The organism is Agromyces aerolatus, from assembly GCF_031432255.1.
Classification (GTDB): domain Bacteria; phylum Actinomycetota; class Actinomycetes; order Actinomycetales; family Microbacteriaceae; genus Agromyces.
The window spans coordinates 109,517-133,365 of sequence record NZ_JAVKGQ010000006.1 but is presented as its reverse complement, the minus strand read 5'-3'; the positions used below and the strand labels follow the sequence as shown (position 1 = coordinate 133,365).

20 protein-coding genes are annotated in these 23,849 nt (G+C 71.4%); 11 read left to right on the top strand and 9 right to left on the bottom strand.

All coding sequences use genetic code 11. From position 1 onward, the window contains the following. Nucleotides 1–5: 5 nt before the first annotated feature. Nucleotides 6–3,017, top strand: coding sequence for a bifunctional [glutamine synthetase] adenylyltransferase/[glutamine synthetase]-adenylyl-L-tyrosine phosphorylase (locus RH864_RS09935; protein ID WP_310517388.1), 3,012 nt, complete (start codon nucleotides 6–8; stop codon nucleotides 3,015–3,017). A gap of 19 nt (nucleotides 3,018–3,036) precedes the next feature. Here the strand turns inward: RH864_RS09935 and RH864_RS09930 are convergent, their stop codons facing one another. Further along, complete coding sequence (locus RH864_RS09930) at nucleotides 3,037–3,681, bottom strand: response regulator transcription factor (RefSeq protein ID WP_310517387.1); 645 nt, start codon at nucleotides 3,679–3,681, stop codon at nucleotides 3,037–3,039. Beyond that, the gene (locus RH864_RS09925; protein WP_310517386.1) at nucleotides 3,678–4,781 is read right to left on the bottom strand and encodes a sensor histidine kinase; all 1,104 of its coding nucleotides are present in this window, start codon (nucleotides 4,779–4,781) and stop codon (nucleotides 3,678–3,680) included. Before RH864_RS09925 ends, RH864_RS09930 begins: the two co-directional genes overlap by 4 nt. A gap of 110 nt (nucleotides 4,782–4,891) precedes the next feature. On the opposite strand from RH864_RS09925, the gene RH864_RS09920 reads away from it, so the two are divergent. From RH864_RS09920 to RH864_RS09905, 4 genes are all read left to right on the top strand, one after another. Continuing rightward, nucleotides 4,892–5,629 (top strand): ABC transporter ATP-binding protein, encoded by a 738-nt coding sequence (locus tag RH864_RS09920; protein WP_310517385.1) that lies wholly within the window; start codon nucleotides 4,892–4,894, stop codon nucleotides 5,627–5,629. After that, complete coding sequence (locus RH864_RS09915) at nucleotides 5,626–6,393, top strand: ABC transporter permease (protein ID WP_310517384.1); 768 nt, start codon at nucleotides 5,626–5,628, stop codon at nucleotides 6,391–6,393. Before RH864_RS09920 ends, RH864_RS09915 begins: the two co-directional genes overlap by 4 nt. Before the next feature lie 42 nt (nucleotides 6,394–6,435). Next, nucleotides 6,436–7,638, top strand: a complete 1,203-nt coding sequence (locus RH864_RS09910; RefSeq protein WP_310517383.1) for an MFS transporter — start codon at nucleotides 6,436–6,438, stop codon at nucleotides 7,636–7,638. A 296-nt stretch (nucleotides 7,639–7,934) separates the two neighbouring features. Next, a complete protein-coding gene (locus RH864_RS09905; protein WP_310517382.1) occupies nucleotides 7,935–8,222 on the top strand; it encodes a hypothetical protein in 288 nt (95 codons plus the stop codon). A 66-nt stretch (nucleotides 8,223–8,288) separates the two neighbouring features. On the opposite strand, the gene glnA is transcribed toward RH864_RS09905, so the two are convergent. Next, a complete protein-coding gene (gene glnA, locus RH864_RS09900; protein WP_310517381.1) occupies nucleotides 8,289–9,713 on the bottom strand; it encodes a type I glutamate--ammonia ligase in 1,425 nt (474 codons plus the stop codon). Nucleotides 9,714–9,849: 136 nt separating this feature from the next. On the opposite strand from glnA, the gene RH864_RS09895 reads away from it, so the two are divergent. Beyond that, complete coding sequence (locus RH864_RS09895) at nucleotides 9,850–10,302, top strand: RDD family protein (protein ID WP_310517380.1); 453 nt, start codon at nucleotides 9,850–9,852, stop codon at nucleotides 10,300–10,302. Between the two features lie 17 nt (nucleotides 10,303–10,319). Here RH864_RS09895 and RH864_RS09890 read toward each other — a convergent pair whose 3' ends face one another. From RH864_RS09890 to lipB, 3 genes are all read right to left on the bottom strand, one after another. Further along, complete coding sequence (locus RH864_RS09890; protein ID WP_310517379.1) at nucleotides 10,320–11,033, bottom strand: DUF4191 domain-containing protein; 714 nt, start codon at nucleotides 11,031–11,033, stop codon at nucleotides 10,320–10,322. Between the two features lie 99 nt (nucleotides 11,034–11,132). Next, a complete protein-coding gene (gene lipA, locus RH864_RS09885) occupies nucleotides 11,133–12,122 on the bottom strand; it encodes a lipoyl synthase (protein WP_310517378.1) in 990 nt (329 codons plus the stop codon). Then, entirely contained in the window at nucleotides 12,119–12,754 is a 636-nt protein-coding gene (gene lipB / locus RH864_RS09880) for a lipoyl(octanoyl) transferase LipB (RefSeq protein WP_310517377.1), read from the bottom strand. The genes lipA and lipB overlap by 4 nt, the downstream gene beginning before the upstream one ends. Nucleotides 12,755–12,868: 114 nt before the next feature. Here lipB and RH864_RS09875 point away from each other — a divergent pair, with 114 nt between their 5' ends. Continuing rightward, entirely contained in the window at nucleotides 12,869–14,581 is a 1,713-nt protein-coding gene (locus RH864_RS09875; protein ID WP_310517376.1) for a serine/threonine-protein kinase, read from the top strand. Here RH864_RS09875 and sucB read toward each other — a convergent pair. The 3 genes from sucB to RH864_RS09860 all read right to left on the bottom strand — a co-directional run bounded on the left by sucB (nucleotide 14,578) and on the right by RH864_RS09860 (nucleotide 19,092). Continuing rightward, a complete protein-coding gene (sucB, locus tag RH864_RS09870) occupies nucleotides 14,578–16,092 on the bottom strand; it encodes a 2-oxoglutarate dehydrogenase, E2 component, dihydrolipoamide succinyltransferase (protein WP_310517375.1) in 1,515 nt (504 codons plus the stop codon). The two genes, RH864_RS09875 and sucB, sit on opposite strands and share 4 nt — an antisense overlap. Before the next feature lie 58 nt (nucleotides 16,093–16,150). After that, the gene (gene lpdA, locus RH864_RS09865) at nucleotides 16,151–17,524 is read right to left on the bottom strand and encodes a dihydrolipoyl dehydrogenase (RefSeq protein ID WP_310517374.1); all 1,374 of its coding nucleotides are present in this window, start codon (nucleotides 17,522–17,524) and stop codon (nucleotides 16,151–16,153) included. Between the two features lie 98 nt (nucleotides 17,525–17,622). Then, nucleotides 17,623–19,092, bottom strand: coding sequence for a leucyl aminopeptidase (locus RH864_RS09860; protein ID WP_310517373.1), 1,470 nt, complete (start codon nucleotides 19,090–19,092; stop codon nucleotides 17,623–17,625). 103 nt (nucleotides 19,093–19,195) lie between these two features. Between RH864_RS09860 and RH864_RS09855 the strand changes: the two genes are divergently transcribed. From RH864_RS09855 to RH864_RS09840, 4 genes are all read left to right on the top strand, one after another. Beyond that, nucleotides 19,196–20,122, top strand: coding sequence for a proteasome assembly chaperone family protein (locus RH864_RS09855; RefSeq protein WP_310517372.1), 927 nt, complete (start codon nucleotides 19,196–19,198; stop codon nucleotides 20,120–20,122). Nucleotides 20,123–20,498: 376 nt separating this feature from the next. After that, nucleotides 20,499–21,800, top strand: a complete 1,302-nt coding sequence (locus RH864_RS09850) for an RNA polymerase sigma factor (protein ID WP_396129959.1) — start codon at nucleotides 20,499–20,501, stop codon at nucleotides 21,798–21,800. Nucleotides 21,801–21,807: 7 nt separating this feature from the next. Next, on the top strand, nucleotides 21,808–23,067 hold the full coding sequence (locus RH864_RS09845) for a MurT ligase domain-containing protein (RefSeq protein WP_310517370.1): 1,260 nt from the start codon (nucleotides 21,808–21,810) through the stop codon (nucleotides 23,065–23,067). Further along, entirely contained in the window at nucleotides 23,064–23,813 is a 750-nt protein-coding gene (locus RH864_RS09840) for a type 1 glutamine amidotransferase (protein ID WP_310517369.1), read from the top strand. The genes RH864_RS09845 and RH864_RS09840 overlap by 4 nt, the downstream gene beginning before the upstream one ends. The last annotated feature ends 36 nt before the right edge of the window (nucleotides 23,814–23,849 follow it).

Sequence of the window (23,849 nt, the reverse complement as noted above, 5' to 3'; positions counted from 1 at the left end):
CGCGGATGTCTCGTCGGACCAGCCTGCTCGGCGCGCTGGCGCGCGCCGGGTTCGACGATCTCGACCGGGCGTCGGCCACACTCGGCACGCTCGCGGAGGCCGGCGGAGTGGATCCCGACGGGCTGATCGCGGTCTTCGCGGTCGCCGCGGACCCCGACGCGGCGCTCGCGACCTGCGTACGTCTGCGTGAGCGCGCGCCCGACGAGATCGACCGGCTCCTCCCCGATGCACGAGCGGCGGAACGTCTCGCCCGCGTGGCGGGTGCCTCGCGCGGGCTCGCGGACTTCTTCGAGCGGCATCCGAGCGAGCTCGCGGTGCTGGCGGCCGAGCCGTCGGCCCCCGAGCCGCAAGCCGATGCGACGGCGCGGCTCACGGAAGCGGTCGCCGAGGCGAATGGCGACGGTGTCGACCTCGACCGCGCGACCCGCGCGCTGCGCACCAGGTACCGGCGACTGCTCGCCCGGCTCGCGGTGTGGGACCTCACCCGTCCGAGCGCGATCGAGGCGGTCGACACGGTCGCCGAAGGGCTCGCCGACCTCGCGGGTGCGACGCTCGACGCCGCGCTGCACCTGGCGCGTACCGCGGTCTCGCGAGCGCCCGGCGAGCCCGCGGCACCGGGAGTCTTCCCCGCCGAGGAGGTCGAGGCGACCCGGCTCGCGGTCATCGGCATGGGGAAGGCGGGCGCGCGCGAGCTGAACTACGTGAGCGACGTCGATGTGATCTACGTGGGGGAGTCGGTCGACGAGGAGGCCGTGCCGACCGGCCGGGCGATCGAGATCGCGACCAGGCTCGCCATGCTGACGCAGCGCATCATCGGGGAGCCTGGCATCGAGCCGCCGCTCTGGGAGGTGGACCCCAACCTGCGACCCGAGGGCAAGGACGGCGCGCTCGTGCGCACGCTCGAGTCGCACGTGCAGTACTACGACCGGTGGGCCAAGGGCTGGGAGTTCCAGGCCCTGCTGAAGGCTCGCCCGCTCGCGGGCGACCGTGACCTCGGCGACCGGTACACCGCGGCGGTCGGTCCGAAGGTGTGGGCGAGCTCGTCCCAGGACGGCTTCGTCGAGTCGGTGCAGCGCATGCGCGAGCGGGTGACGGCGCACATCCCCGCCGACGAGGTGGATGTCCAGCTGAAGCTCGGCCCCGGAGGGCTCCGGGACATCGAGTTCACGGTGCAGTTGCTGCAACTCGTGCACGGGGCATCCGATGACTCGATCCGGCAACGGGGCACCCTCCCGGCGCTCGCAGCCCTCGCGGCCGAGGGGTATGTGGGGCGGGAGGAGGCGGCCGAGTTCAGCCTCGACTATCGCATGCTCCGGGTGCTCGAACATCGCATCCAGCTGTCCCGGCTGCGCCGCACGCATCTCATGCCGGGCACGGATGCCGAACGGCGCGTGCTCGCCCGGGCCTCAGGGCTCGGACGCAATGCCGCCGAGCTGACGCTCGCCTGGCAGGCCACTCGGCAACGCGTGCGCGGGCTGCACGAGCGGCTGTTCTACCGGCCGCTGCTGTCGGCGGTCGCGGCACTGCCCGCGAGCGGGCTCGAGCTCACGAGCGCACAGGCCGAGGCCCGGCTCGCGGCGATCGGCTTCCGTGACCCGCGGGGCGCGCTCGCGCACATCGGCGCCCTGACGGCGGGCGTCTCCCGGCGGGCGACCATCCAGCGGCATCTCATGCCCGTGCTCATGTCGTGGTTCGCCGAGGGCGCCGATCCCGACTACGGGCTGCTCGCGTTCCGGCGGCTGAGCGACGCGCTCGGCGGCACGCACTGGTACCTCGGGCTGCTGCGCGACTCGTCCGACGCGGCCATGCGGCTCACGCGCGTGCTCGCCGGCTCGCGGTTCGTCGGCGAGCTGCTCGAGTGCACGCCCGAGGCGGTCGCGTGGCTCGAAGACCTCGACGAACTGCGGCCGCGGAGTCTCGCCGCGCTGCGGGACGAGACGCGCGCGGTGCTCGCGCGGCACACGACCCCCGACGCCGCGGCGAAGGTCATGCGCGCGATGCGGCGCCGCGAGGTGCTCCGGCTCGCCCTGGCCGGCATCCTCGACGTATGCAGCATCGAAGAGCTGGGGCACGGGCTCAGCGACGTCGCCGAGAACCACATCGCGGGTGTCGTCGAGGCGATCCGCGCGGCGAATCCGGACGGCATCGAGTTCGCCGTGATCGGCATGGGGCGGTTCGGCGGGCGCGAGCTCGGCATCGGGTCCGATGCGGACATCATGTACGTGTACCGTGCCACGGGCGATGACGCGGATGGCGCGCACCCGCGCGCACAACGGATCGTCTCCGAGCTCGTGCGGCTCACCGAGGACGCGCGACTCCCGTTCGACCTCGACGCGGGCCTCCGGCCCGAGGGGCGCAACGGCGTGATCGTGCGCTCGCTCGACGCGTACCGCGCGTATTACGCGCGCTGGTCGCTCACCTGGGAAGCGCAGGCACTGCTGCGGGCGCGCGGGGTGGCCGGTGACGCCTCGCTGCTCGAGGCCTTCCGGGAGCTCGCCGACACGGTGCGCTACCCGCCGTCGATCTCGGAGCGCGACGTCCGCGAGGTGAAGCGCATCAAGGCGCGGGTCGAGAACGAGCGTCTTCCGCAGGGCGCCGACCCCGCACGACACCTCAAGCTCGGCCGCGGCTCGCTCTCCGACGTGGAGTGGTACGTGCAGCTCGTGCAATTGCAGCACGCCGCCGAGGTGCCCGCACTGCGCACGACGTCGACGCTCGACGCGCTCGCGCACGCGGTCGACGCCGGGCTGATCGAGGCGGAGGATGCCGAGACGCTGCGCGCGGCCTGGATCATCGCGTCCCGCGCGCGCTCCGCGCTGACGCTCTGGCTCGACAAGACGACCGACGTCCTGCCGGTCGAACGCGCCCAGCTCGAGGGCGTCGCTCGCATCATGGGCTATCCGCCAGGCTCGGCGAGTGCGCTCGAGGACGACTACCTCGCGGCCACCCGCCGGGCGCGCGCCGTGTTCGAGCGCGGGTTCTACGGCGTCGAGTCGCGCCGTGAGCCGACGCGCTGAGCGCGCGCACCCGCTCGGATCAGCTCAGGATGCCCTCGTGCAGCGCGCGGAGGACCGCGTTGGTGCGGTCGCGCGCGGAGAGCTTGGTGAGAATGACCGAGATGTGGTTCTTCACGGTCCCCTCGGCGATGAACAGGGCGTCGGCGATCTGACGATTCGGATACCCCGATGCGATCAGGCGCAGGACGTCGAGCTCGCGGTCGGTGAGCGGTTGCGCCGCCGGAGCGTCGGCGGCGACCGGTGACGGACCTGAACGGATCGCGCGCAGGAGCCGGTCGGTGAGCGCCGGAGCGATGAGCGTGCCGCCCTCGGCGAGGGTGTCGACCGCGTGCGTGAGCTGCTCGAGCGTGACGTCCTTCAGCAGGTAGCCGCGGGCCCCGGCGCGCAGCGCATCGAGGACGAGCAGGTCGTCGTCGAACGTGGTCAGCACCAGGACGGGGATCTCGCTGCCCAGCCGCTGCAGCTCCTGCAGCGTCCAGACGCCGTCGAAGCGGGGCATCCGCATGTCGAGGATGACCACATCCGGGTCCGTGGTCGCGATCAGCTCGAGCGCCGTCCGGCCGTCGTCGGCCTCGCCGACGACCTCGATCCCGGCGACTGCGAGCAGGCCGGCGATGCCCTGACGGATGAGCGCCTGGTCGTCGACGATGACCACGCGCGTCATGATGCGGGCACCCTGGCTGCGACCGCGAAGCCGCGCCGACCGTCGACCGAGATCTCGCCGCCGAGCTCGGCGAGCCGCTCGCGCAACCCCTCGAGTCCGTTGCCGAACACGACGTCAGGCGCGCCTCGCCCGTCGTCTTGCGCGCGCAGCGCAACGGCGTCCTGCTCCGAGCGGACCTCGATCCAGAGCTCGCGGGCCTCGGCGTGACGGAGCGTGTTGGTGACGATCTCCTGCGCGGCACGCACGAGAGCTGCGCTCTGCGCCTCGCCGATCCGCAGCTGCGGGTCGACGTCGATGGTGACCGCGAGCCCGGGCAGCTCGGAGGTCATCTGCCGGAGCGCGTGCTCGAGGTCGGGCCCCTCGCTGCGGAGCTGGCCGACGGTCCGGCGCACGTCGCGCAGCAGCTCGCGCGCGACCCGGTCGGCGCGGTCGAGGTGGCCCCGGGCGTCCTCGCCGTCGACGTGACGCGCGGTCTCGAGCTCGAGGGTGAGCACGGTGAGCTGGTGCCCGATGAGGTCGTGCAGCTCGCGCGAGATCCGCAGTCGCTCCGCGGTGCGTGCCGACTCCGAGAGCATGACGCTCGCGGCCCGGAGCTCGACGTGTGCCTCGGCCAGCTCACGGCGCATCCGCTGTTCCCGGATCAGCGTCGCGGAGCTGAGCAGGGTCGCCAGCTGGATGAGCAGGTAGAACCCGGTGAGGATGACGCTCTCGGTGACGTTGACCGCGTTCGGCACGGTCACGGCGAGGACGACCCCGGTGTTGAGCGCGACGACCACGAGCCCCATCCAGAGCGGGACGATGTAGACGCTCGTCGCCGCGGTGATGACGAGCAGGACGAGGAGCAGCCCCGTCGCCTGCGCGGTGAGGACGAGCGTCCAGGCGGCGACCACCGCGACGGCGAAGCCGCCGTACCGGAGCAGCTTCGACGTCGGCGCCGCGGTCGCGATGAGGATCGACGCGAGGAACAGGGCGAACAGCACGACCCAGAGTCCGCGCGCGATCACGGGCTCGATCGCGCCGAACAACGCGGGCGCGGCCACGCCGATCGAGATCGCGAGCATCGCGAGCCCCGCCCACGCATCCGTCCCGATCCGCCGCATCCCTCCACTCTATGAGGACGCCGGCGACGGTCCGTGTGCCGAAAGTCATGGGCCGGGATCGTGACGATCCGCACGCGCGGACGGGTGGTGCCGATCCATACCGTGAAGCCATGGACACGACTGAACCCGCGATCCTCGCCGAGGGGTTCGCGAAGCACTACCGGCAGAAGGTCGCGGTCGCCGACGTCAGCCTCCGGGTCGAGGCCGGCGAGACCTTCGGGGTCCTCGGGGCGAACGGCGCGGGGAAGACGACGACCGTCGAGATGATCGCGGGCCTCCGTTCGCCCGACCGCGGCGAGGTCCGGGTGCTCGGGCTTGATCCGCGCCGTGATCGGGCCCGGGTGCGTCAGGTGCTCGGCGTGCAGCTCCAACAGGCGTACCTGCACGGTGCGTTGCGCGTGGAGGAGCTCCTCGAGCTGTATCGGAGCTTCTACCCGGATCCGCGGTCCTCGGACGAGCTGCTCGACATGGTCGCGCTCGAGGAGCAACGACACATCCGCTTCGAGAAGCTCTCGGGCGGCCAGCAGCAACGCGTCTCCATCGCGCTCGCGCTCGCGGGCCGGCCGCGGGTGCTGATCCTGGACGAGCTGACCACCGGTCTCGACCCCAAGACGCGGCGCCGCATGTGGGGCACGATCGAGCAGCTCAAGGCGGATGGTGTGACGGTCCTGCTGGTCAGTCACGCGATGGAGGAGGTCGAGCGGCTCTGCGACCGGCTCGCACTGCTCGACGCGGGTCGCGTGATCGCGGTCGACACGCCCGAGGGCCTCGTCGAGCGGGCGGGCGTCGACACCCTCGACGACGCGTTCGTCGCGTTGACCGGCAAGGATCTGGAGGATGCCGCATGAGCGCCGTGATCGAGGCCCGCCGGCCCGGCATGCGGTCGATGCTGATCATGATCGTCTGCGAGGCGAAGATGACCGCGCGCGACACCGCCGGACTGGTCGTGCCGCTCGGCCTTCCGCTGCTCATCCTGATCATGAGCGCCCAGGGCGCGGGGGAGCAGGTGATCGTGAACGGCCGCACCGCGCTCGACCTGTTCGTCGTGCCGCTCGTGCTCGTGATGGTCATCGCGACGATCGGCATCATCAACATGCCGAGCTTCCTCGCGTACTACCGTCGGAGCGGGATCCTCCGACGCCTCGCCGTCACTCCGGCGTCGCCAGCGATGGTGCTCGTCGCACAGGTCGTCGTGAGCGTCATCCAGGCGGTGCTGGGGATCGCCCTCGCGCTCACGGTCGCCGGGCTGTTCTTCGGTGCGAACCCGCCCGTCGATCTCGGCGTCGCCATCGGCGTCGGCGTCCTCGCGATCACCGCCATGTACAGCGTCGGGATGATCGTGGCCGCGATCGCGCCCACGCCGAACTCGGCCGTGGCGATCGGGCTCATCGCGTTCTTCGCGCTCGGCGCACTCGGCGGCATGTTCGGCGGGCAGGACTCGCTTCCCGAACCGCTCGCCGTGCTCGGCGGCTGGCTGCCCTTCGGCGCCGCGGTCGACGCCCTCTCCGCGGCGTGGGCGGGAGTGCAGGTCGAGCTCGCCTCGGTGCTGAGCCTGGGTGTCTCCGTGGTCGTCGGTGCGGTCGTCGCCGGGCTGCTCTTCCGCTGGGAGTGACCGGGGTGGCCGGAACTGCGGCCGCGGGAACAGAATGAGCGCGTGGGCATCGGGCATGGGCGCGGGTTCTGGGTCGTCGCGGCCGGGTTCCTGCTGTTCATGTCGTACTCGACGGTGCCGACGCCGCTGTATCCGCTCTACGAGCGCGCCGACCGGTTTCCGGAGTCGGTGATCACCGTCATCTTCGCGGCGTACGCGTTCGGGGTGATGGTGTCGCTGTACCTGGCGGGGCACCTGAGCGACCGGGTGGGCCGCCGGAGGATCCTCGTGATCGCCGCACTGGTGGCCGGGGCCTCGGCGGTCATGTTCCTGATCTGGCAACTCGACGTCGCCGGGCTCACCCTCGCCCGGCTGGTGAACGGCATGAGCATCGGTCTGTTCACCGCGACCGCGACCGCCTACCTCGGCGAGCTCCGCGCCGCAGCGAGACCGGGGGAGTCGCCCGTCTTCGCGGCGTCGATCGCGAGCGCCGCCAACCTCGGTGGATTGGCGCTGGGTCCGCTCATCGGCGGGATCCTCGCCGAGACGCTGCCGGCTCCGCTGGTCGTGCCGCATGTGGTGTTCCTGGTGCTGCTCCTCGTGATCGCCCTCGTGGTGATGCTCGTGCCTGAGACGGTCGTCCGCCCGGTGTCGCGGGTGGGCTACCGTCCGCAGCGGCTCTCGGTCCCGCCCGCCGCACGGTCGGCGTTCCGGTCGGCCGCGTTCGGCGCGTTCGCCGGCTTCGCGGTGTTCGGTCTGCTGTCCGCGCTCACGCCGACGTTCCTCGTCGACACGTTCGACGAGGGCGACCACCTCGTCGCCGGTGCCGTGACGTTCGCGATCTTCGGGGCGTCCGCGTTCGGACAGCTCGCCCTGGGTGCGCTCGGTCTGCGGACGCAACTGCTGCTCGCGGCGGGTGCGTGCGGTGCGGGGCTCGTGGGCGTCGGCGTCGGTGCGGTGACCTCGGTGCTCGCGGTCTTCATCGGCGGCGGCGTGCTCGCCGGGCTCGGCGTCGGCATCCTGTTCAAGTCCGCGGTCGCGACGGCCGGCGCGGTCGCGGACCCGCAGCGTCGCGGCGAGACTCTCGCCCTGCTCTTCCTGATCGCGTACTCGGGCGTCGCGCTCCCGGTGCTCGTGCTGGGCGCCGTGCTGGTCGTGGCGCCACTCGTGCCCGTGCTGGTGGGATTCACCGCGCTCGTGCTCGTCGCCACGGTCCGGGCGGCCCTCGCGATGCGACGACGTGGTGTCACGACGGTTCCGGGGTGAGCGAGCGATGAGATGGTAATATACACTGATCTCTCCGAACCCACTCGTGCCGAGAATCGAAGGGCGTTGTGAACCATGGACACCATGACCAAAGCGGTGACTCGAGGCCTCCTGCACGGAGCGTACGTGGGTCTGACCGGCGACCGGACCAGAGCGACGGAGATGCGATTGGAGATCGAGCGGCTCCTGACGTCGACCCGGCAGCCCTACACGCCCGGAGCGTGGAGCGAGGACGAGAGCGAAGCGGACTCATCCAGGTAACGCAGATCTCCAGCGGGCCACTGCCACCGCCGGCCATGCTACGTGGCTTCGAGGAGATCGTCCCCGGTGCCGCGGAACGGCTCCTCGACTCGCACTTGCGGTCACAGGATCGGTACTCGGGTTCGATCGCACGCCTGAGCAGTGCCGAAGCCTTCGCGGTGCGTTTCGGCGTCATCGGAGCCTACTCGCTCGCGATGACGGGCATGATCGTCGCGATCGGCTTCGTCATCGCCGGCATGCCGGCCGTCTCGGTCGCGGCCCTGATCCCGGCGATCCTCGGCAGCGCCGCACAGCTGGTCGCCGTGCGGCGGGCTCAGAAGTAGACGCTCACGCGAAACCGCCCGGGCACCGGCGGAAGCCGGTGCCCGGGCGGTCACAGTGCAGGGGCGTCAGACCCCGTAGTACAGCTCGAACTCGAAGGGGTGGGGGCGCTGCGCGAGCGGCTTGAGCTCCTTCTCGCGCTTGTAGTCGATCCAGGTCTCGATGAGCTCCTTGGTGAACACGCCGCCCTCGAGGAGGAAGTCGTGGTCGGCCTCGAGCGCGTCGAGCACGAGGTCGAGCGAGCCCGGCACCTGCGGGATCGACTTGGCCTCTTCGGCCGGAAGCTCGTACAGGTCCTTGTCGACCGGCTCGTGCGGCTCGATGCGGTTCTTGATGCCGTCGAGGCCGGCCATGAGCTGCGCGGCGAACGCGAGGTACGGGTTGCCCGAGGCATCCGGCGCGCGGAACTCGATGCGCTTGGCCTTCGGGTTGGTGCCCGTGATCGGGATGCGGATCGCGGCCGAACGGTTGCCCGCCGAGTAGACCAGGTTGACCGGGGCCTCGAAGCCGGGCACGAGACGGTGGTACGAGTTCACGGTCGGGTTGGTGAACGCGAGCAGCGCGGGTGCGTGCTTGAGGATGCCGCCGATGTACCAGCGGGCGATGTCCGAGAGACCGCCGTAGCCCGCCTCGTCGTAGAAGAGCGGCTTGCCGTCGTTCCACAGCGACTGGTGGGTGTGCATGCCCGACCCGTTGTCGCCGAACAGCGGCTTCGGCATGAACGTGGCCGTCTTGCCCCACTGCTCGGCCGTGTTCTTCACGATGTACTTGAACTTGAGGATGTCGTCGGCCGCGTGCACCATCGTGTCGAAGCGGTAGTTGATCTCGGCCTGGCCGCCCGTGCCCACCTCGTGGTGCGCGCGCTCGAGGATGAGCCCGGCGTCGATGAGCTTCAGCGAGATGTCGTCGCGCAGGTCGGCCTGCTTGTCGACCGGCGAGACGGGGAAGTAGCCGCCCTTGAAGGGGGTCTTGTTGGCGAGGTTTCCGCCCTCTTCCTTGCGGCCCGTGTTCCAGGCGCCCTCCTCGGAGTCGACCGAGTAGAAGCTGCCGTTCTGGGTGACCTCGTAGCGGACGTCGTCGAAGATGTAGAACTCGGCCTCGGGAGCGAAGAACGCGGTGTCGGCGATGCCGGTCGACGCGAGGTACTTCTCGGCCTTCTTCGCGACCTGTCGCGGGTCCTTCGCGTAGATCTCGCCGTTGCGCGGGTTATAGATGTCGAACACCATGATGAGCGTGCGCTCGACGCGGAACGGGTCGATGTATGCCGTCGTCACGTCGGGGATGAGCTGCATGTCGGACTCGTGGATGTTCGCGAAGCCGCGGATCGAGGAGCCGTCGAACAGCTGACCGACCGTGAAGAACTCCTCATCGACCGTCGACGCCGGGATGTTGAAGTGCTGCTGCACGCCCGGGAGGTCGGTGAACCGGATGTCGAGGAACTTGACGTCCGTCTCTTGGATGAAGGTGAGGACTTCGGACGAATCTTTGAACATGGTGACGACGCTCCAAGCGGTGGGGGATCGGCGGGGCCTTGCAGAGGCTCCTCCGACGCTAACGGGCAGCCGTTTCCCGGCCATGACGCGAATGTTTCGGCCATGTTACGCGACCCGGGGTCGGTAGAATCGACGGATGCCCCAAGCCCCCCGCGATCCGAACGAGCCCGCGTCCCAGATCGGCGGGGTCGAGCCCAACCGGTGGCCCGGTGAGCGTCTCGGCCTTCCCGCGAACGGCCGGGGATCGATCGGCCGGGTCGGCCGTCGCATCGGCGGGCTCGCGATCGACTGGGCGATCGCGCTCCTGGTCGCGATGTTCTTCGTCCCCTACGAGTCGCCGCTGCACGCGTGGGTCACGCTCGGGGTGTTCGTCGTCATGCAGATCGTGTTCATCCCGACGATCGGCGGCAGCGTCGGGCACCGGCTCGTCGGCCTGAACGTGGTCCCGCTGATGGGCGGCTGGATCGGGCTCTGGCGGCCGGTGGTGCGCAGTCTGCTGCTGGCGATCGTGATCCCCGCGCTCGTGTGGGACGCCGACCAGCGTGGCCTGCACGACAAGATCGCCGGCACGCTCGTCATCCGCTCCTGACGAGCAGGTTCGCGGGTTCAGCGCATGCGGCCGCGCTGCGCGCGGACCTTCATCGGGTCGATGCCCTTCGGGATCGGCAGCGAGTTCTGCAGCGAGTTGAGACGGTTCGACACCGCGAGCACCTCGGGCTTGGTGAGCACCTTCTTCGACTTGCGCAGCGTCGCGCCGAGCCGGTGCAGTTCGACCGAGTCGTCGCCGTGCCCCACGGTGAGCAAGCGGATCGGCACGTTCGGCAGCACGCGCGCGACCTTGCGCTCCTCGTCTTTCAGCATGCGCTCGGAGCGCGACGGGTCGCCCTCGCCGATCAGCACGATGCCGCCGCGGCCGACCGCACGGTACACCGCGTCCTGCGTCTTGCCGTTGACGGCCACGGGCATCTCGTTGCCGACCCAGCCGCCGCGCAGGCCGCTCCTGAGCACCGCTCCGACGGCGCCGGGCTGGCCGTCGATCTGCGAGTACGCCGCACGCTCCGCCCGGCGGCCGAGGATGATCATCGCGAGCAGCAACCCGGCCAGCGCACCGGCGACGACCCACAGCGCGATGGTGAACCCGTTGCCGCCGCTCAGCCACAGCGCGAGCGCGAGCGCGAGGATGACGGGCGCGAGGAACGCGAGGAGCATCAACCAGGGAGCCGTCGTGTCGTACCGGCGGGTCATCTGGAAGACCTGCCACATCTGCTTGAGGCGGCCGGGCTCCTTCGGGGCGGACGAGCGGTCCTTGGTGCGTGCCATAGGGTCCAGGATACCGGCGATGATGGACCGTTCCGACCGCGTTCCGGCCCGGCGCGGGCGCGCCGTCGACGCGCCCGCGCCGGGCGGGTGACGGATGCCTCAGCCCACGGCCTGCTCGAACCCGAGCGACGGGTCGCTGAGGTGCAGGAGCTCGTCGGGGATGACCCGGCCCTTCGAGCGCATCGACTGCGCCCACAGCCGCCCGGCCCGGTACGACGACCGCACGAGCGGCCCCGCGAGCACTCCGAGGAACCCGATCTCCTCGGCCTCGGCCTTGAGCTCGACGAACTCCTCGGGCCGCGCCCACCGGGCCACCGGCAGGTGGCGCGGGCTCGGCCGCAGGTACTGCGTGATCGTCACCAGGTCGGTGCCGGCCTCGTGCAGGTCGCGGAGCGCCTGCGAGATCTCGCCACGCTCCTCGCCCATGCCGAGGATCAGGTTCGATTTCGTGATCAAGCCGGCCTCGCGGGCCGCCGTGAGCACGCCGAGCGAGCGCTCGTACCGGAACGCGGGCCGGATCCGTTTGAAGATGCGCGGCACCGTCTCGACGTTGTGGGCGAACACCTCGGGCGCGGCCGAGCACACCTCGGCGAGATGCTCGGGCCGGCCGGAGAAGTCGGGCACGAGGATCTCCACGCCGGTGCCGGGCGATCTTCCGTGGATCTCACGGATCGTCTCGGCATAGAGCCACGCGCCCTCGTCGGGGAGGTCGTCGCGTGCGACGCCCGTGACCGTCGCGTAGCGCAGCTGCATCCGCTCGACCGACTCGGCGACGCGACGCGGTTCGTCGACGTCGTACTCGGCCGGCTTTCCCGTGTCGATCTGGCAGAAGTCGCAGCGGCGGGTGCACTGCGATCCGCCGATCAGGAACGTCGCCTCGCGGTCCTCCCAGCACTCGTAGATGTTCGGACAGCCGGCCTCCTGACAGACCGTGTGCAGGTCCTCGGACTTCACCAGCGACTGCAGGGCGCGGTATTCGGGACCCAGCTTCGCCCTGGTCTTGATCCACTCGGGCTTGCGTTCGATGGGCGTCTGGGCGTTGCGGACCTCGAGGCGAAGCATCCGCCGCCCCTCCGGCGCCGCGCTCACGCGGCGACGCCCGCGAACTCGGCGTCGAACCGGCGTCGCAGGGGCGCGACGAGGTCGGCCGGCTCCACGACGCGGCCGAGCATGCGCGAGATCGTGGTCACGCCCGCGTCGCGGATGCCGCATGCGACGATCCGCTCGTACGGCTCGATCGCGTTCGAGCAGTTCAGGGCGAAGCCGTGCGTGGTCACGCCCTCGGCGACCCTGATGCCGATGGCGGCGATCTTCGCCGCGACGGGATCGTCGACCCAGACTCCAGAGCGGCCCGCGATCTGCCGCCCCTCGATGCCGAGGTCGGCGAGCACGCCGATCAGGACGGTCTCCAGCCGGCGGACGTACCCGACGACGTCGATCGGTTCGGCAAGCCGCAGGATCGGGTAGCCGACGAGCTGCCCCGGACCGTGCCAGGTGAGCTTGCCGCCACGATCCACGTCGACGACGGGGGTGCCGTCGGTCGGGCGTTCGTCGGGAGCGGTGCGACGGCCCGCGGTGTACACGGGCTCGTGTTCGAGGAGGATGACGGTGTCGGGGGAGGAACCCGCGACCACCGCCTGATGGACGGCGCGCTGGAGGGTGAGGCCCTCGCTGTACGGCACGGAGTTGGCGCTTAGCCCCGTGACGACATAGTCGAGCATGGCGCCCAGTCTAGGTCGGCACGCATCCTCCACAGGAGGCCTGTGGAGGATGCCGTTCCCCGGTTCGGGGAGCGAACGGCTCCGGATGCCTCGGGCCGGGGCACGATCGAAGGCATGCGCCGTCGTTCCCGCAGCCAACGAGTCTCGCCACCGGATCCCGCTTCGCCGGGCCCGGACGCCGGGGCGCCGCGCGCAGGCTCGGCCCGCGACGGAACCGACCGGCTGGCCGGTTACCGCCTCGTGCGACGCATCGCGTCGGGGGAGCGGGCCGACGTCTACCTCGCGGCCGTCGTGGAGCCGCCGGGGCGGGCGGTGGAAGCGCCGGCCGTGCCGGGGCCGGTGACCGGGCGTGCCGTGGCGGGCGAGGACGACACGGCCGGGCACCGCGGCCTCGTGGCCCTGAGGGTCTACGAACGCGACGCCGACGCCGAGGCGATCATGACCGAGGTCGAGGCGATGGCGCTCGCGTCATCGTTGCCCGCGCTGCTCGACCTGGCGACGCTCGAGGACGGTCGCACGTGCGTGGTCGTGGAGCGGCTCACCGGTCCGACGCTCGCGGCGCTCGCGACCGGCGGCGGGCTCACCGCGGGCGAGGCGGTGACCGTGCTCGCGCCCATCGTGGTGGCCGTGCACGAGCTCGAACGACATGGGTTCGCCCATATCCGGCTCGCGATGTCGGATGTGATGTTCGACGAGGCCGGGCGGCCACGGCTGATCGGCACGGGCGGCCTGCGCCGGCTCGACCCGACCGGCGCCGAGCCGGGCGCACGCACCGCGCTGGTCCGCGAGTCGTACGCGGCGCTCGCGCGACTCGTCGACGAGATGCGTGCGATCACGCGCCCGCCGGGTGCACTCGATCCGATCCGTCACCTGATCGGCGAGCTGCTCGCGGCACGACCGTTCCGCCTGCACGCGGAGGAGCTCGAGCGCATGGTGTTCGCGGTGGCGCCTCCGGCGCCCGTCGCGACCGGGCTCAGTGCGTTCGCGCCACCTGCGACGGGCGGCCGGCGGCACCGGGTCGCCGACGGCGGCCACGTCGAGGTCGGCACCGGTGGCGTGAGCGTCGGTCCGACCACCCCACCGGCACGTCGGTGGCTGCCCCGTGGGCTCGCATCCTTCGACGCGGTGATCGGCGAGGCGCTGCCGCCCGATGAGGAGGCGCCGGCCGTGAGCTCGGGCTCGGCCCGACGCGGTGGCCTCCTCGGCCGGATCCAGCGCATGCTGGCCGGCCGGCGGTCGGTGCTGCTCGTGGGCGGGCTCGCGGGCAGCGGCGCGCTGGTGCTCGCGCTGACGCTCGTGCCGCCGGGCGGGGAATCCACCGCGGTCGGCTCGGCGGGCACGACGCGCACGAGCGGTGAGGGCACCGACTCGGACGCGGGCGGGAGCTCCGGCGCTCTGGAACCGAAACCGCCGCCCGTGACCGCGCCCGCGCCGGGCTCGGCCGACGGCGCACCCGAGGCGGTGCCTGAAACCGGTGTCCCGCCGGCAGCCACAGCCGTGACCGAGGCGGAGGCGATCGCCGCGACCGTCGAGCTCCTGCGCGAACGCGCGCGGTGCTTCGACGATCTCGACGCGGCGTGCCTCGCCGACGTCGTGCAGCCCGGCTCGGGCCTCGAATCCGCTGACCGCGACGCGCTGACGACCGCACGCGATGGGAACGCGCCCGACGGTCGGCCCGAGTTCGACGTGGAGTCCGCGAAGGCCACTGGCGAGATGGGCGATGCGTGGCTCGTGCAGGTGCCCTACCGGTCGCCCGAACGACCGCCGGCCTCGGTCCTCGTGATGAGGAGCGAGGCCGGCTGGCGTCTGCGGGAGATCTTCGGCTAGATGCCGAGGTCCGCCTCGAAGTCACCGTGCTCGAGCCGGTCCTTGACCGCGGTCAGGAAGCGCGCCGCGTCGGCGCCGTCGATGATGCGGTGGTCGTACGACAGCGCGAGGTAGACCATCGAGCGGATCGCGATCGTGTCCTGGCCATCGGCCTTGACGACCACGGGCCGCTTGACCACGATGCCCGTGCCGAGGATCGCCGTCTGCGGCAGGAACACCACCGGCGTGTCGAACAGGGCGCCGCGCGACCCGGTGTTGGTCAGCGTGAACGTGCCGCCCGAGAGCTCGTCCGGCTTCAGCTGGTTGTTCCGCGTGCGCTCGGCGAGGTCGGCGATCTGCGCCGCGAGCCCGGCGATGTCGAGCTCACCGGCGTCGCGGACGACGGGCGTGAGCAGTCCGCGCTCGGTGTCGACCGCGATGCTCAGGTTCTCGCGCTCGGGGTAGACGATGGAGTCGCCGTCGACCGTCGAGTTGACGATCGGGTACGCCTTGAGCGCCTCGACCGCGGCCTTCGCGAAGAACGGCAGGAACGACAGCTTGTTGCCGGTCTTGGCCTGGAAGTCGCCCTTGACCTGGTCGCGGAAGCGGGCGACGCGCGTCACGTCGACCTCCACGACCGAGGTGAGCTGCGCGGTCGACTGCATCGAGACGACCGCCCGCTCGGCGACGACCTTGCGGAGGCGGGTCATGGGCACCGTCGTGCCGCGCAGCGGAGAGGTCTCCAGCTGCGGTCGGGCCGGGGCAGCCGCAGGGGCGGCCTGGCCGCTCTGCGCCTGGAGCACGTCCTGCTTGCGGATTCGCCCGCCGACGCCGGTTCCGGTGACCGAGGCGAGGTCGACGCCCTGTTCGTTCGCGAGCTTGCGGACGATCGGCGTGACATAGCCGGGGCCGCCTGCGTGTGCGCCGGACGGTGCCTCAGCCGCGGGTGCCGGTGCTGCCGCGGGTGCCGGTGCTGCGGGTGCAGGTGCGGCCGCGGGTGCCGGTGCTGCGGGAGCAGCGGCCGGTGCGGGGGCCGCCGGAGCGGGGGCAGCAGCGGGCGCGGGAGCTGCCGGGGCTGGTGCGGGCGCCGGCGCGGCGGGAGCTGCCTGGGCAGGCGCGGCTTCCGCAGCCGGTGCCGCGGGCGCCTCGGCGGCGGGCGCCTCCTCAGCGGGGGCCTCAGCAGCCGGGGCCTCAGCAGCCGGGGCCTCGGCAGCGGGCGCCTGCTCGGCGGGGGCTTCAGCAGCAGGAGCCTCAGCAGCAGGAGCCTCAGCAGCGGGAGCCTCACCGCCACCCGAGCCGTCGCCGATCGTCACCAGTGCGGTGCCGACCTCGACGGTCTCGTCCTCCTGGACGAGGATCTCCTCGATGACGCCGGCGACCGGCGAGGGGATCTCGGTGTCGACCTTGTCGGTCGAGACCTCGAGCAGCGGCTCGTCGACCTCGACACGGTCGCCGACGTTCTTCAGCCAGCGGGTGACCGTGCCTTCAGTGACACTCTCACCGAGTGCCGGGAGGCTGACGGATTCGCTCATGCGCTTGTCTCCTTCACAGCGTGGGACGCGTTCTAGCTTATTGCAGTCGTGTTGGCGCTCAGAGCGCGTGGAGCGGCTTGCCCGCGAGCTTCAGGAAGGCCTCGCCGAGCGCCTCGTTCTGCGTCGGGTGGGCGTGGATGAACGGTGCGACGTCCTCGGGGTACGCCTCCCAGTTCACGGCGAGCTGGGCCTCGCCGATGAGCTCGCCCACACGCGCGCCGATCATGTGCACGCCGACCACGGGGCCGTCGTTGACACGGACGACCTTGATGGAGCCGCTGGTCTCGAGGATGTGGCTCTTGCCGTTGCCCGCGAGGTTGTAGTCGTACGAGGAGACCTGGTCGGCGCCGAACTTCTCGGCGGCGCGGGCCTCGGTGTAGCCGACCGACGCGACCTCGGGGTCGCAGTAGGTGACCTTCGGGATGTTGACGTCCTCGACCACGATCGGGTTCAGGCCCGCGATCTCCTCTGCGACGAAGATGCCCTGCTGGAAGCCGCGGTGTGCGAGCTGGAGACCGGGCACGATGTCGCCGACCGCGTACACGTTCGGCAGGTTCGTGCGCAGGCGCTCGTCGGTGATGACGAAGCCGCGGTCGATGGTGAGCCCGGCCTCTTCGAACCCGAGATTCGCGGTCGAGGGCCCGCGGCCCACCGCGACCAGCAGGTACTCGGCCTCGACGGTGTCGCCGTTCTCGAGCGTGACGACCACGCCGGAATCGTTCTGGGTCACGCTCTGGAAGCGGACGCCCAGCTTGTACTCGATGCCCCGCTTGCGGAAGGCGCGCTCGAGCTGCTTGGAGATCGACTCCTCCTCGTTCGGCACGAGGTGGGGGAGCGCCTCGACGATCGTCACGTCGGCGCCGAACGACTTCCAGACGCTCGCGAACTCGACGCCGATCACGCCGCCACCGAGCACGGCGACCTTGCCGGGGACGACGTCGAGCTCGAGTGCCTGCTCGCTCGTGATGACGCGGCCGCCGATCTCGAGGCCGGGAAGCGAGCGCGAGTACGAGCCCGTCGCGAGCACCAGGTCTTTGCCCGTGTACCGGTCGTCTCCGACCTGGACGGTCGTGCCGCCCACGAGCCGGCCCTCGCCCTCGACGACCGTGATCTTGCGAGCCTTGATGAGCCCCTGGAGACCCTTCCACTTGCTCGTGATGATGTCGGAGCGGTAGGTCGCGACGCCCGCCATGTCGATGCCCTGGAACGTCGCCTGAACGCCGAACTTCGCCGATTCGCGCGCGTTGTCGGCGATCTCGGCCGCGTGCAGCAGGGCCTTCGTCGGGATGCAGCCGCGGTGCAGGCACGTGCCACCGAGCTTGTCCTTCTCGATCAGCGCGACGGTGGAGCCCAGCTCTGCGGCGCGAAGCGCCGCCGCGTACCCGCCGCTGCCGCCACCGAGGACGACGAGGTCAAAGTTCTGCTCGGACAAACGGATATCTCCCTTGCGATCAGGCCTGCCGCACGGACCGCGCCGAATCGTGCTCGGACGCGGGCTGCTGGGACGTGATTTCGCCCCACACGACCTTACTACCTGGCCGCGAGGTCCTCGCCCAGGCGCACGAGGGTGCGCACCGCGACGCCGGTCGCTCCGGGGACCGTGAAGCCCCAGCCGCCGCCGGTGTGATCGGCCGGTCCGGCGATGTCGAGATGTGCCCACGGGATGCGCGTGTCGTTCGCGTCGCGCCCGACGAACTCGCGCAGGAAGACCCCGGCGAGCAGCATGCCGGGAACGACCGTGCCGAGTTTCGTGTTCACGAGGTCGGCGACCTCGGACTTCAGCAGCGGCCGGAGGTGGTCGGGCAGCGGCATCGGCCAGACCGCCTCGTCGACGGCCTCTGCGGCGCGCGAGATCTGCTCGACCAGGCCGGTGTCGCCCATAAGGCCGCTGATGCGATGGCCGAGCGCGACGATCTGCGCGCCGGTCAGCGTCGCCACGTCGATGATCGCGTCGGGCTGCTCGGCACTCGCGGCGTCGAGCGCGTCGGCCATGACGAGCCGTCCCTCGGCGTCCGTGTTGAGCACCTCGACCGTCTTCCCGCCGTGGATGCGCAGCACGTCGTTCGGGCGGAGCGCGGTGCCCGAGGGCAGGTTCTCCGCGAGGCACAGCCACCCGACGACGCGGACCGGCACGTCGAGCCGGGCGAGCGCCACGATCGTCTCGAGCACCGCGGCCGCGCCCGCCATGTCGCCCTTCATGCCGACCATCGACGCGCCGGGCTTGAGCGAGAGCCCGCCGGAGTCGAACGTGATCCCTTTGCCCACGAGCGCGAGCGTGAACGTCGCGCCCTCCGGCGCGTGCTCGATGCGCACGAGCCGCGGACCGCGCGACGACCCCTGCCCGACGCCGACCAGGCCGCCGAAGCCGTCGGCGCGCAGCGCCGCGTCATCCCACACCCGGACCTCGAGCCCGGCGTCGCCCGCGAGCTGCACCGCGCGATCGGCGAACGCCTCCGGGAACAGCTCGGCCGGCGAGGCGTTCACGAGATCGCGCGTGCGCGCGACGGCCTCGGCGACGACCCGCACCCGGTCGACGCCGACCGACTCGGCGGAGTGCCCGGTGTGCGCCGTGATCAGCTCGGCGCCGAGCTTCGGCTCCGAGCGGTACTCGTTGTAGCGGTACGCGCCGAGCGACGCGCCCTCGAGCGCGGCGGCCACGGCCTCGGCGGGAAGCCCCGCCAGGTCGAGGGCCACGCGCGGGGCGTCGTTCAGCCCGCGCAGCGCGGCGCCCGCGGCCAGTCGGAGGCTCGGAGCATCCGCCCGCTCGCCTACGCCGGCGACCAGGACGACGCGCGCGCCGCCCTCGCGGCCCGGAAGACGCGTGAGCTCCTCCGCGGACCCCGAGGCGCCGAGCGCGCTCAACTGACCGACCACCCAGTCGGCCTCGGTGGCCGCGACGAGCGCCGGACCGTCGTCAGCGCTCGTGGCGAACACGACCAGGACGTCGGCGGAGCTTTCGGAGACGGGCGATGAGCTGAGCTCGAGCGTGGGGATCGACATGGCTCGATGCTATGCGTTCAGCGCGGGACGGTGTTCGCTCTCGGCACAGGCGCCTGCGGCGGCATTCGCCCGACCTCCCGCGCGGCCTCAGTACGCTTGAAGCATGCGCGATCCCCGATCCCTGTACGAGCTCACCGCTGACGTCACGGTGCCCCAGGGGCTCCCGCTCGTCGCCGGGCTCACCGGGTTCGCCGACGCCGGCGCTGCGGTCGCACAGACCACCGAGTACCTGCTCTCGACGCTCGATTCCACGCTCGTGGCGCTGTTCGACGCCGACGAGCTGCTCGACTACCGGGCCCGCCGTCCGATCATCCTGTTCGAGGGCGACCACCTGGGCGACTACCGGCCGCCGAAGCTCCAGCTCCGGCTCGCGCGCGACGAGATCGGTCAGCAGTTCCTGCTGTTGACGGGGTACGAGCCCGACTTCCAGTGGAATCGCTTCGGCGCCGCCGTGCTCGGCCTCATCGAGGAGCTGGGCGTCTCGAGCCTGACCTGGGTCAACGCGATCCCGATGCCGGTGCCGCACACCCGGCCGATCTCGCTCACGGTCAGCGGCAACCGCCCCGAGCTGACGGACGCGATGTCGGTGTGGCGGCCCACCACCGAGGCGCCCGCGAACGCGCTGCACCTGGTCGAGTACCAGCTGCAGGCCCTCGACCGGCCGGTCACCGGGTTCGTCCTGCTCGTGCCGCACTACCTCTCCGACACCGAGTACCCGTCGGCCGCGATCAGCGCGCTCGAGGCGATCACCGCGGCCACGGGGCGTATCTTCCCGACCGACGCGCTGCGCGAACGCGGGCGCGAGTTCCGCGGACGCATCGACGAGCAGGTGGCGACGAACGCCGAGCTCGCCAAGCTCGTCGGCACGCTCGAGGAACGCCACGACTCCTACATGGAGGACACCGTCCTCCGGTCGCCGCTCACCGACGAGGACGGTGAGCTGCCCTCGGCCGACGAGATCGCCGCCGAGCTCGAGAACTTCCTCGCGTTCCGCCGCGGCCGGGACGACGAGACGCCGCTCGGCGGCTGAGCCTGGCACGGCGCACGGCGCACGGCGCACGGTGCACAGCACGAAGCGCGCTCCGCGCGACCTGCGCTGTCCGGCCCAGAGCGGGAATGTCCGGCCGCCGGTGATCGTTGTTCTTGCATGAGCGTGGGTCGCGCCGCGCCGCGCGGCGCTGCGGCGGGACGCCCGTCGAGGGGCGCCGGGCCCGCACAACCGAAGGGGCGTGCGCTGGTATAATGAAAACTGAGGACCCGTTCTCGTCCGTACCGCGTGGTTTCCCGACCGCGATATCCCGGTGGACTTGACATGGGTCCTCATAGTGTCCGAAAACACCGGGTCCGCATGCTGTGCGTCCAATGCCCGGGCGCAGCGACCGCGCGATGGTGAAGAGAGGTCGAACATGGCAACGAAGTCCGCAACGGCGGCGAAGGCTGAGGCCGAGGCAGCCGAGACGGTGAAGGCCGTTTCGAAGAAGGCGGGAACCGCCGGGAAGGCGGGGACGACGGCGTCGAAGACCCCGCGCACCGCGACGGCGAAGACGGCCACGAAGGCGAAGACGAAGGCCAAGGCGAAGTCCGACGCCGAAGACGAGGACGGCGACGAGGTCGAGCCCGACGAGGCGCTGACCACGGGCGACGAGACGACCACCGAGGCCCAGACCGACGAGCACGAGGGCGACGAGGAGGCCGCTCCCATCCCGGTCGAGCCGCACCCGACCGGCGCGCTCGTGCTGCGTGCGGCCGACGACGAGGACGAGGTCCCCGTCTACTCCGCGACCATCACCGGCGCGACCGCCGACCCGGTCAAGGACTACCTCAAGCAGATCGGCAAGGTCGCGCTGCTGAACGCGGCCGAAGAGGTCGAGCTCGCGATGCGCATCGAGGCCGGCCTGTTCGCCGAAGAGAAGCTGTCGCACATGAGCGACACCGAGAAGCGCACCCAGCTCGGTCGTGAGCTGCAGTGGGTCGCGAAGGACGGCCAGCGCGCCAAGAGCCACCTGCTCGGCGCGAACCTGCGCCTCGTGGTCTCGCTCGCGAAGCGCTACACGGGCCGCGGCATGCAGTTCCTCGACCTGATCCAGGAGGGCAACCTCGGTCTCATCCGTGCGGTCGAGAAGTTCGACTACACCAAGGGCTTCAAGTTCTCCACCTACGCCACGTGGTGGATCCGGCAGGCGATCACACGTGCGATGGCCGACCAGGCCCGCACGATCCGCATCCCCGTGCACATGGTCGAGGTCATCAACAAGCTCGCCCGCGTGCAGCGGCAGATGCTGCAGGACCTCGGCCGTGAGCCCACGCCCGAGGAGCTGAGCCGCGAGCTCGACATGACCCCCGAGAAGGTCATCGAGGTGCAGAAATACGGTCGCGAGCCGATCTCGCTGCACACGCCGCTCGGTGAGGACGGCGACAGCGAGTTCGGTGACCTGATCGAGGACACCGAGGCCGTCGTCCCGGCCGACGCGGTCGGCTTCACGATGCTGCAGAAGCAGCTCGAGTCGCTGCTCGACTCGCTGAGCGAGCGCGAGGCGGGCGTCATCCGCATGCGCTTCGGGCTCGGCGACGGCATGCCGAAGACGCTCGACCAGATCGGCGACACGTTCGGCGTGACGCGCGAGCGGATCCGCCAGATCGAGTCGAAGACGATGGCGAAGCTCCGCCACCCGTCCCGCTCGCAGTCGCTGCGCGACTACCTCGAGTAGGCCGCCCGTGCGTTATGGGCCGGCGATCCTCGTCGGCCGGTTCGTCCGCTTCCTCGCCCGGCTGCGCAAGCCGGGCGGGGGATCGGCCGTGCCCGGCCTCGTCGTCAACCGCATCGCGCCGGGCTACCTCACCCGCACCCTGTCCGGGTTCCCGGAGGGACTCGTGGTGGTGTCCGGGTCGAGCGGCAAGTCGACGACGACGAAGATGCTCGTCGCGATCCTGCGCGCGCACGGCGACGACGTGTTCACGAACCCGTCGACCGCGAACATCAGCCAGGGCCTGACCTCGGCGCTGCTCGAGCGCGCCGACTGGCGAGGACGGGTGCCGGGCGACGTGGCCGTGCTCGAGATGGACGAGGGGCACGGCGCCGTCGTCATGCGCGGCGTCGACGCGCGCATCGTCGCGCTCACCAACGTCATGGTCGATCAGATCGACCGGTTCCACGACTCCGAGATGGTCGAGAACATGCTCGGCAAGATCGCGGCACGCGCGAGTGAGGCCGTCGTGGTCAACGCCGACGACGCGGCGCTCGAGCGCCTGGCCGGTCGCCTCGCGCCCGGCGTCGCGGTGCACCGGTACGGCGTCGCGCAAGACGTGCTGGATGCCTCGCCCCGCGGCCTCGGCTACTCCGAGACCGCCGGCTCACGGCTGGCGCCGGGCAGCGGCGTCGTGGTCGAGCACGTCGAGGGGCGCCGTGCGAGACTCGCCGACGCCGGGGCATCCGTCGCCGTCGACCTGCCCGCGCGCGGCACCCACTACGCGGTCGACGCGGCCGCCGCCTACGCGACGGCGCGCGCCGTGCTCGGCGCGCGGTTCGACTCCGAGCTCGCCGCGACCGCCCTGAGCACGATCCCCGCAGTGTTCGGCCGCGGCGAGCGCGTCACCGTGCGCGGCCATGAGGTCGAGTTCGTGCTCGTGCAGAATCCGGCAAGCTATCAGCTCAACGTCGACGGCATCGAGCGCGGCACCGAGCAGATCCTCTTCGCGATCGGATCGGACGTGCGCGACCCGTCCTATTTCTGGCCCACGGATGCCTCGGCGCTCGACCGCGTGTCGATCGTGAGCGGGTCCAAGGCGCACGAGGCGGCGCTCATGCTCGCCTACGACGGCGTCGAGGTCGATCGGGTCGAACCTGACCTCGCGCGCGCCGTCGACGACTTCCTCGCGGCGCCCGCGCCGCAGCGCGGCGTGAAGACGATCGTCTTCACGGCCGACGCCATGCGCCGCACGCGCGCCCATCTCGGACTCACGGGGGCCGACCAATGACCGACCGCGCCTCGGCCTTCACGATCGTGACGCTCGTGCCGTCCCTGCTCGACACCAACGGCGACGCGCAGAACGCTGCGGTGCTCGCCAGGCGGCTGCAGTGGGCGGGGCACGAGGCCCAGGTCGTCGCGGTCGAAGATCGCAGTGAGCTGCCCGAGCAGGTCGACGCCGTGATCGTCGGATCGGGCAACGACTCGACGCTCGAACCGGCGCGCGAGCGACTGCTCACCATGCATGACGAGCTCCGTCGATGGGGCACCGAGGGGGTGCCGATCCTGTCGGTCGGCACCGGCTGGGAGCTGCTGAGCTGGGGCGTGGAGTCCGCTGACGGCCGCACCGTCGAGGGACTCGGGGTGCTGCCGGGCCGCGCGGTGCCGCGCGCCACGCGCGCGACCGGCGACCTGGTCGTGCGGTCGCCGCGGTTCGGGCACCTCGTCGGCTTCGAGAACCACGCACGCGACTACGTGCAGGCCGAGGCGTCACCGCTCGGGCGGATCGTCTCGGGCATCGGCAACGGCCGCGACGCCGGCCAGGAGGGCGTGGTCATGGGCTGGGTGCTCGGCACCCACCTGCACGGCCCGGTCCTGGCGAAGAACCCGGCCATGGCCGACGCGATCGCGACCGAGATGGCGACCCGCGCCGGAGTCGCGTACGAGCCGGGCGAGCGCACCGCGGCCGTCGACGCCTACGCCGAAGAGGCGCGCCGCGCCCAGCTCCGCGCTGCGGGCGTGGCGCTGCCGGCCTGACTGACAGCCAAGGGCGCAGACGACGAACGCCCCGCG

Bases quoted from the DNA above. Each gene is read 5' to 3' on its own strand.
- RH864_RS09935 (WP_310517388.1), top strand. From the start codon at position 6: ATGTCTCGTCGGACCAGCCTGCTCGGCGCGCTGGCGCGCGCCGGGTTC.
- RH864_RS09930 (WP_310517387.1), bottom strand. From the start codon at position 3,681: ATGACGCGCGTGGTCATCGTCGACGACCAGGCGCTCATCCGTCAGGGC.
- RH864_RS09925 (WP_310517386.1), bottom strand. From the start codon at position 4,781: ATGCGGCGGATCGGGACGGATGCGTGGGCGGGGCTCGCGATGCTCGCG.
- RH864_RS09920 (WP_310517385.1), top strand. From the start codon at position 4,892: ATGGACACGACTGAACCCGCGATCCTCGCCGAGGGGTTCGCGAAGCAC.
- RH864_RS09915 (WP_310517384.1), top strand. From the start codon at position 5,626: ATGAGCGCCGTGATCGAGGCCCGCCGGCCCGGCATGCGGTCGATGCTG.
- RH864_RS09905 (WP_310517382.1), top strand. From the start codon at position 7,935: ATGCTACGTGGCTTCGAGGAGATCGTCCCCGGTGCCGCGGAACGGCTC.
- glnA (WP_310517381.1), bottom strand. From the start codon at position 9,713: ATGTTCAAAGATTCGTCCGAAGTCCTCACCTTCATCCAAGAGACGGAC.
- RH864_RS09895 (WP_310517380.1), top strand. From the start codon at position 9,850: ATGCCCCAAGCCCCCCGCGATCCGAACGAGCCCGCGTCCCAGATCGGC.
- RH864_RS09890 (WP_310517379.1), bottom strand. From the start codon at position 11,033: ATGGCACGCACCAAGGACCGCTCGTCCGCCCCGAAGGAGCCCGGCCGC.
- lipB (WP_310517377.1), bottom strand. From the start codon at position 12,754: ATGCTCGACTATGTCGTCACGGGGCTAAGCGCCAACTCCGTGCCGTAC.
- RH864_RS09875 (WP_310517376.1), top strand. From the start codon at position 12,869: ATGCGCCGTCGTTCCCGCAGCCAACGAGTCTCGCCACCGGATCCCGCT.
- sucB (WP_310517375.1), bottom strand. From the start codon at position 16,092: ATGAGCGAATCCGTCAGCCTCCCGGCACTCGGTGAGAGTGTCACTGAA.
- RH864_RS09860 (WP_310517373.1), bottom strand. From the start codon at position 19,092: ATGTCGATCCCCACGCTCGAGCTCAGCTCATCGCCCGTCTCCGAAAGC.
- RH864_RS09855 (WP_310517372.1), top strand. From the start codon at position 19,196: ATGCGCGATCCCCGATCCCTGTACGAGCTCACCGCTGACGTCACGGTG.
- RH864_RS09850 (WP_396129959.1), top strand. From the start codon at position 20,499: ATGGCAACGAAGTCCGCAACGGCGGCGAAGGCTGAGGCCGAGGCAGCC.
- RH864_RS09840 (WP_310517369.1), top strand. From the start codon at position 23,064: ATGACCGACCGCGCCTCGGCCTTCACGATCGTGACGCTCGTGCCGTCC.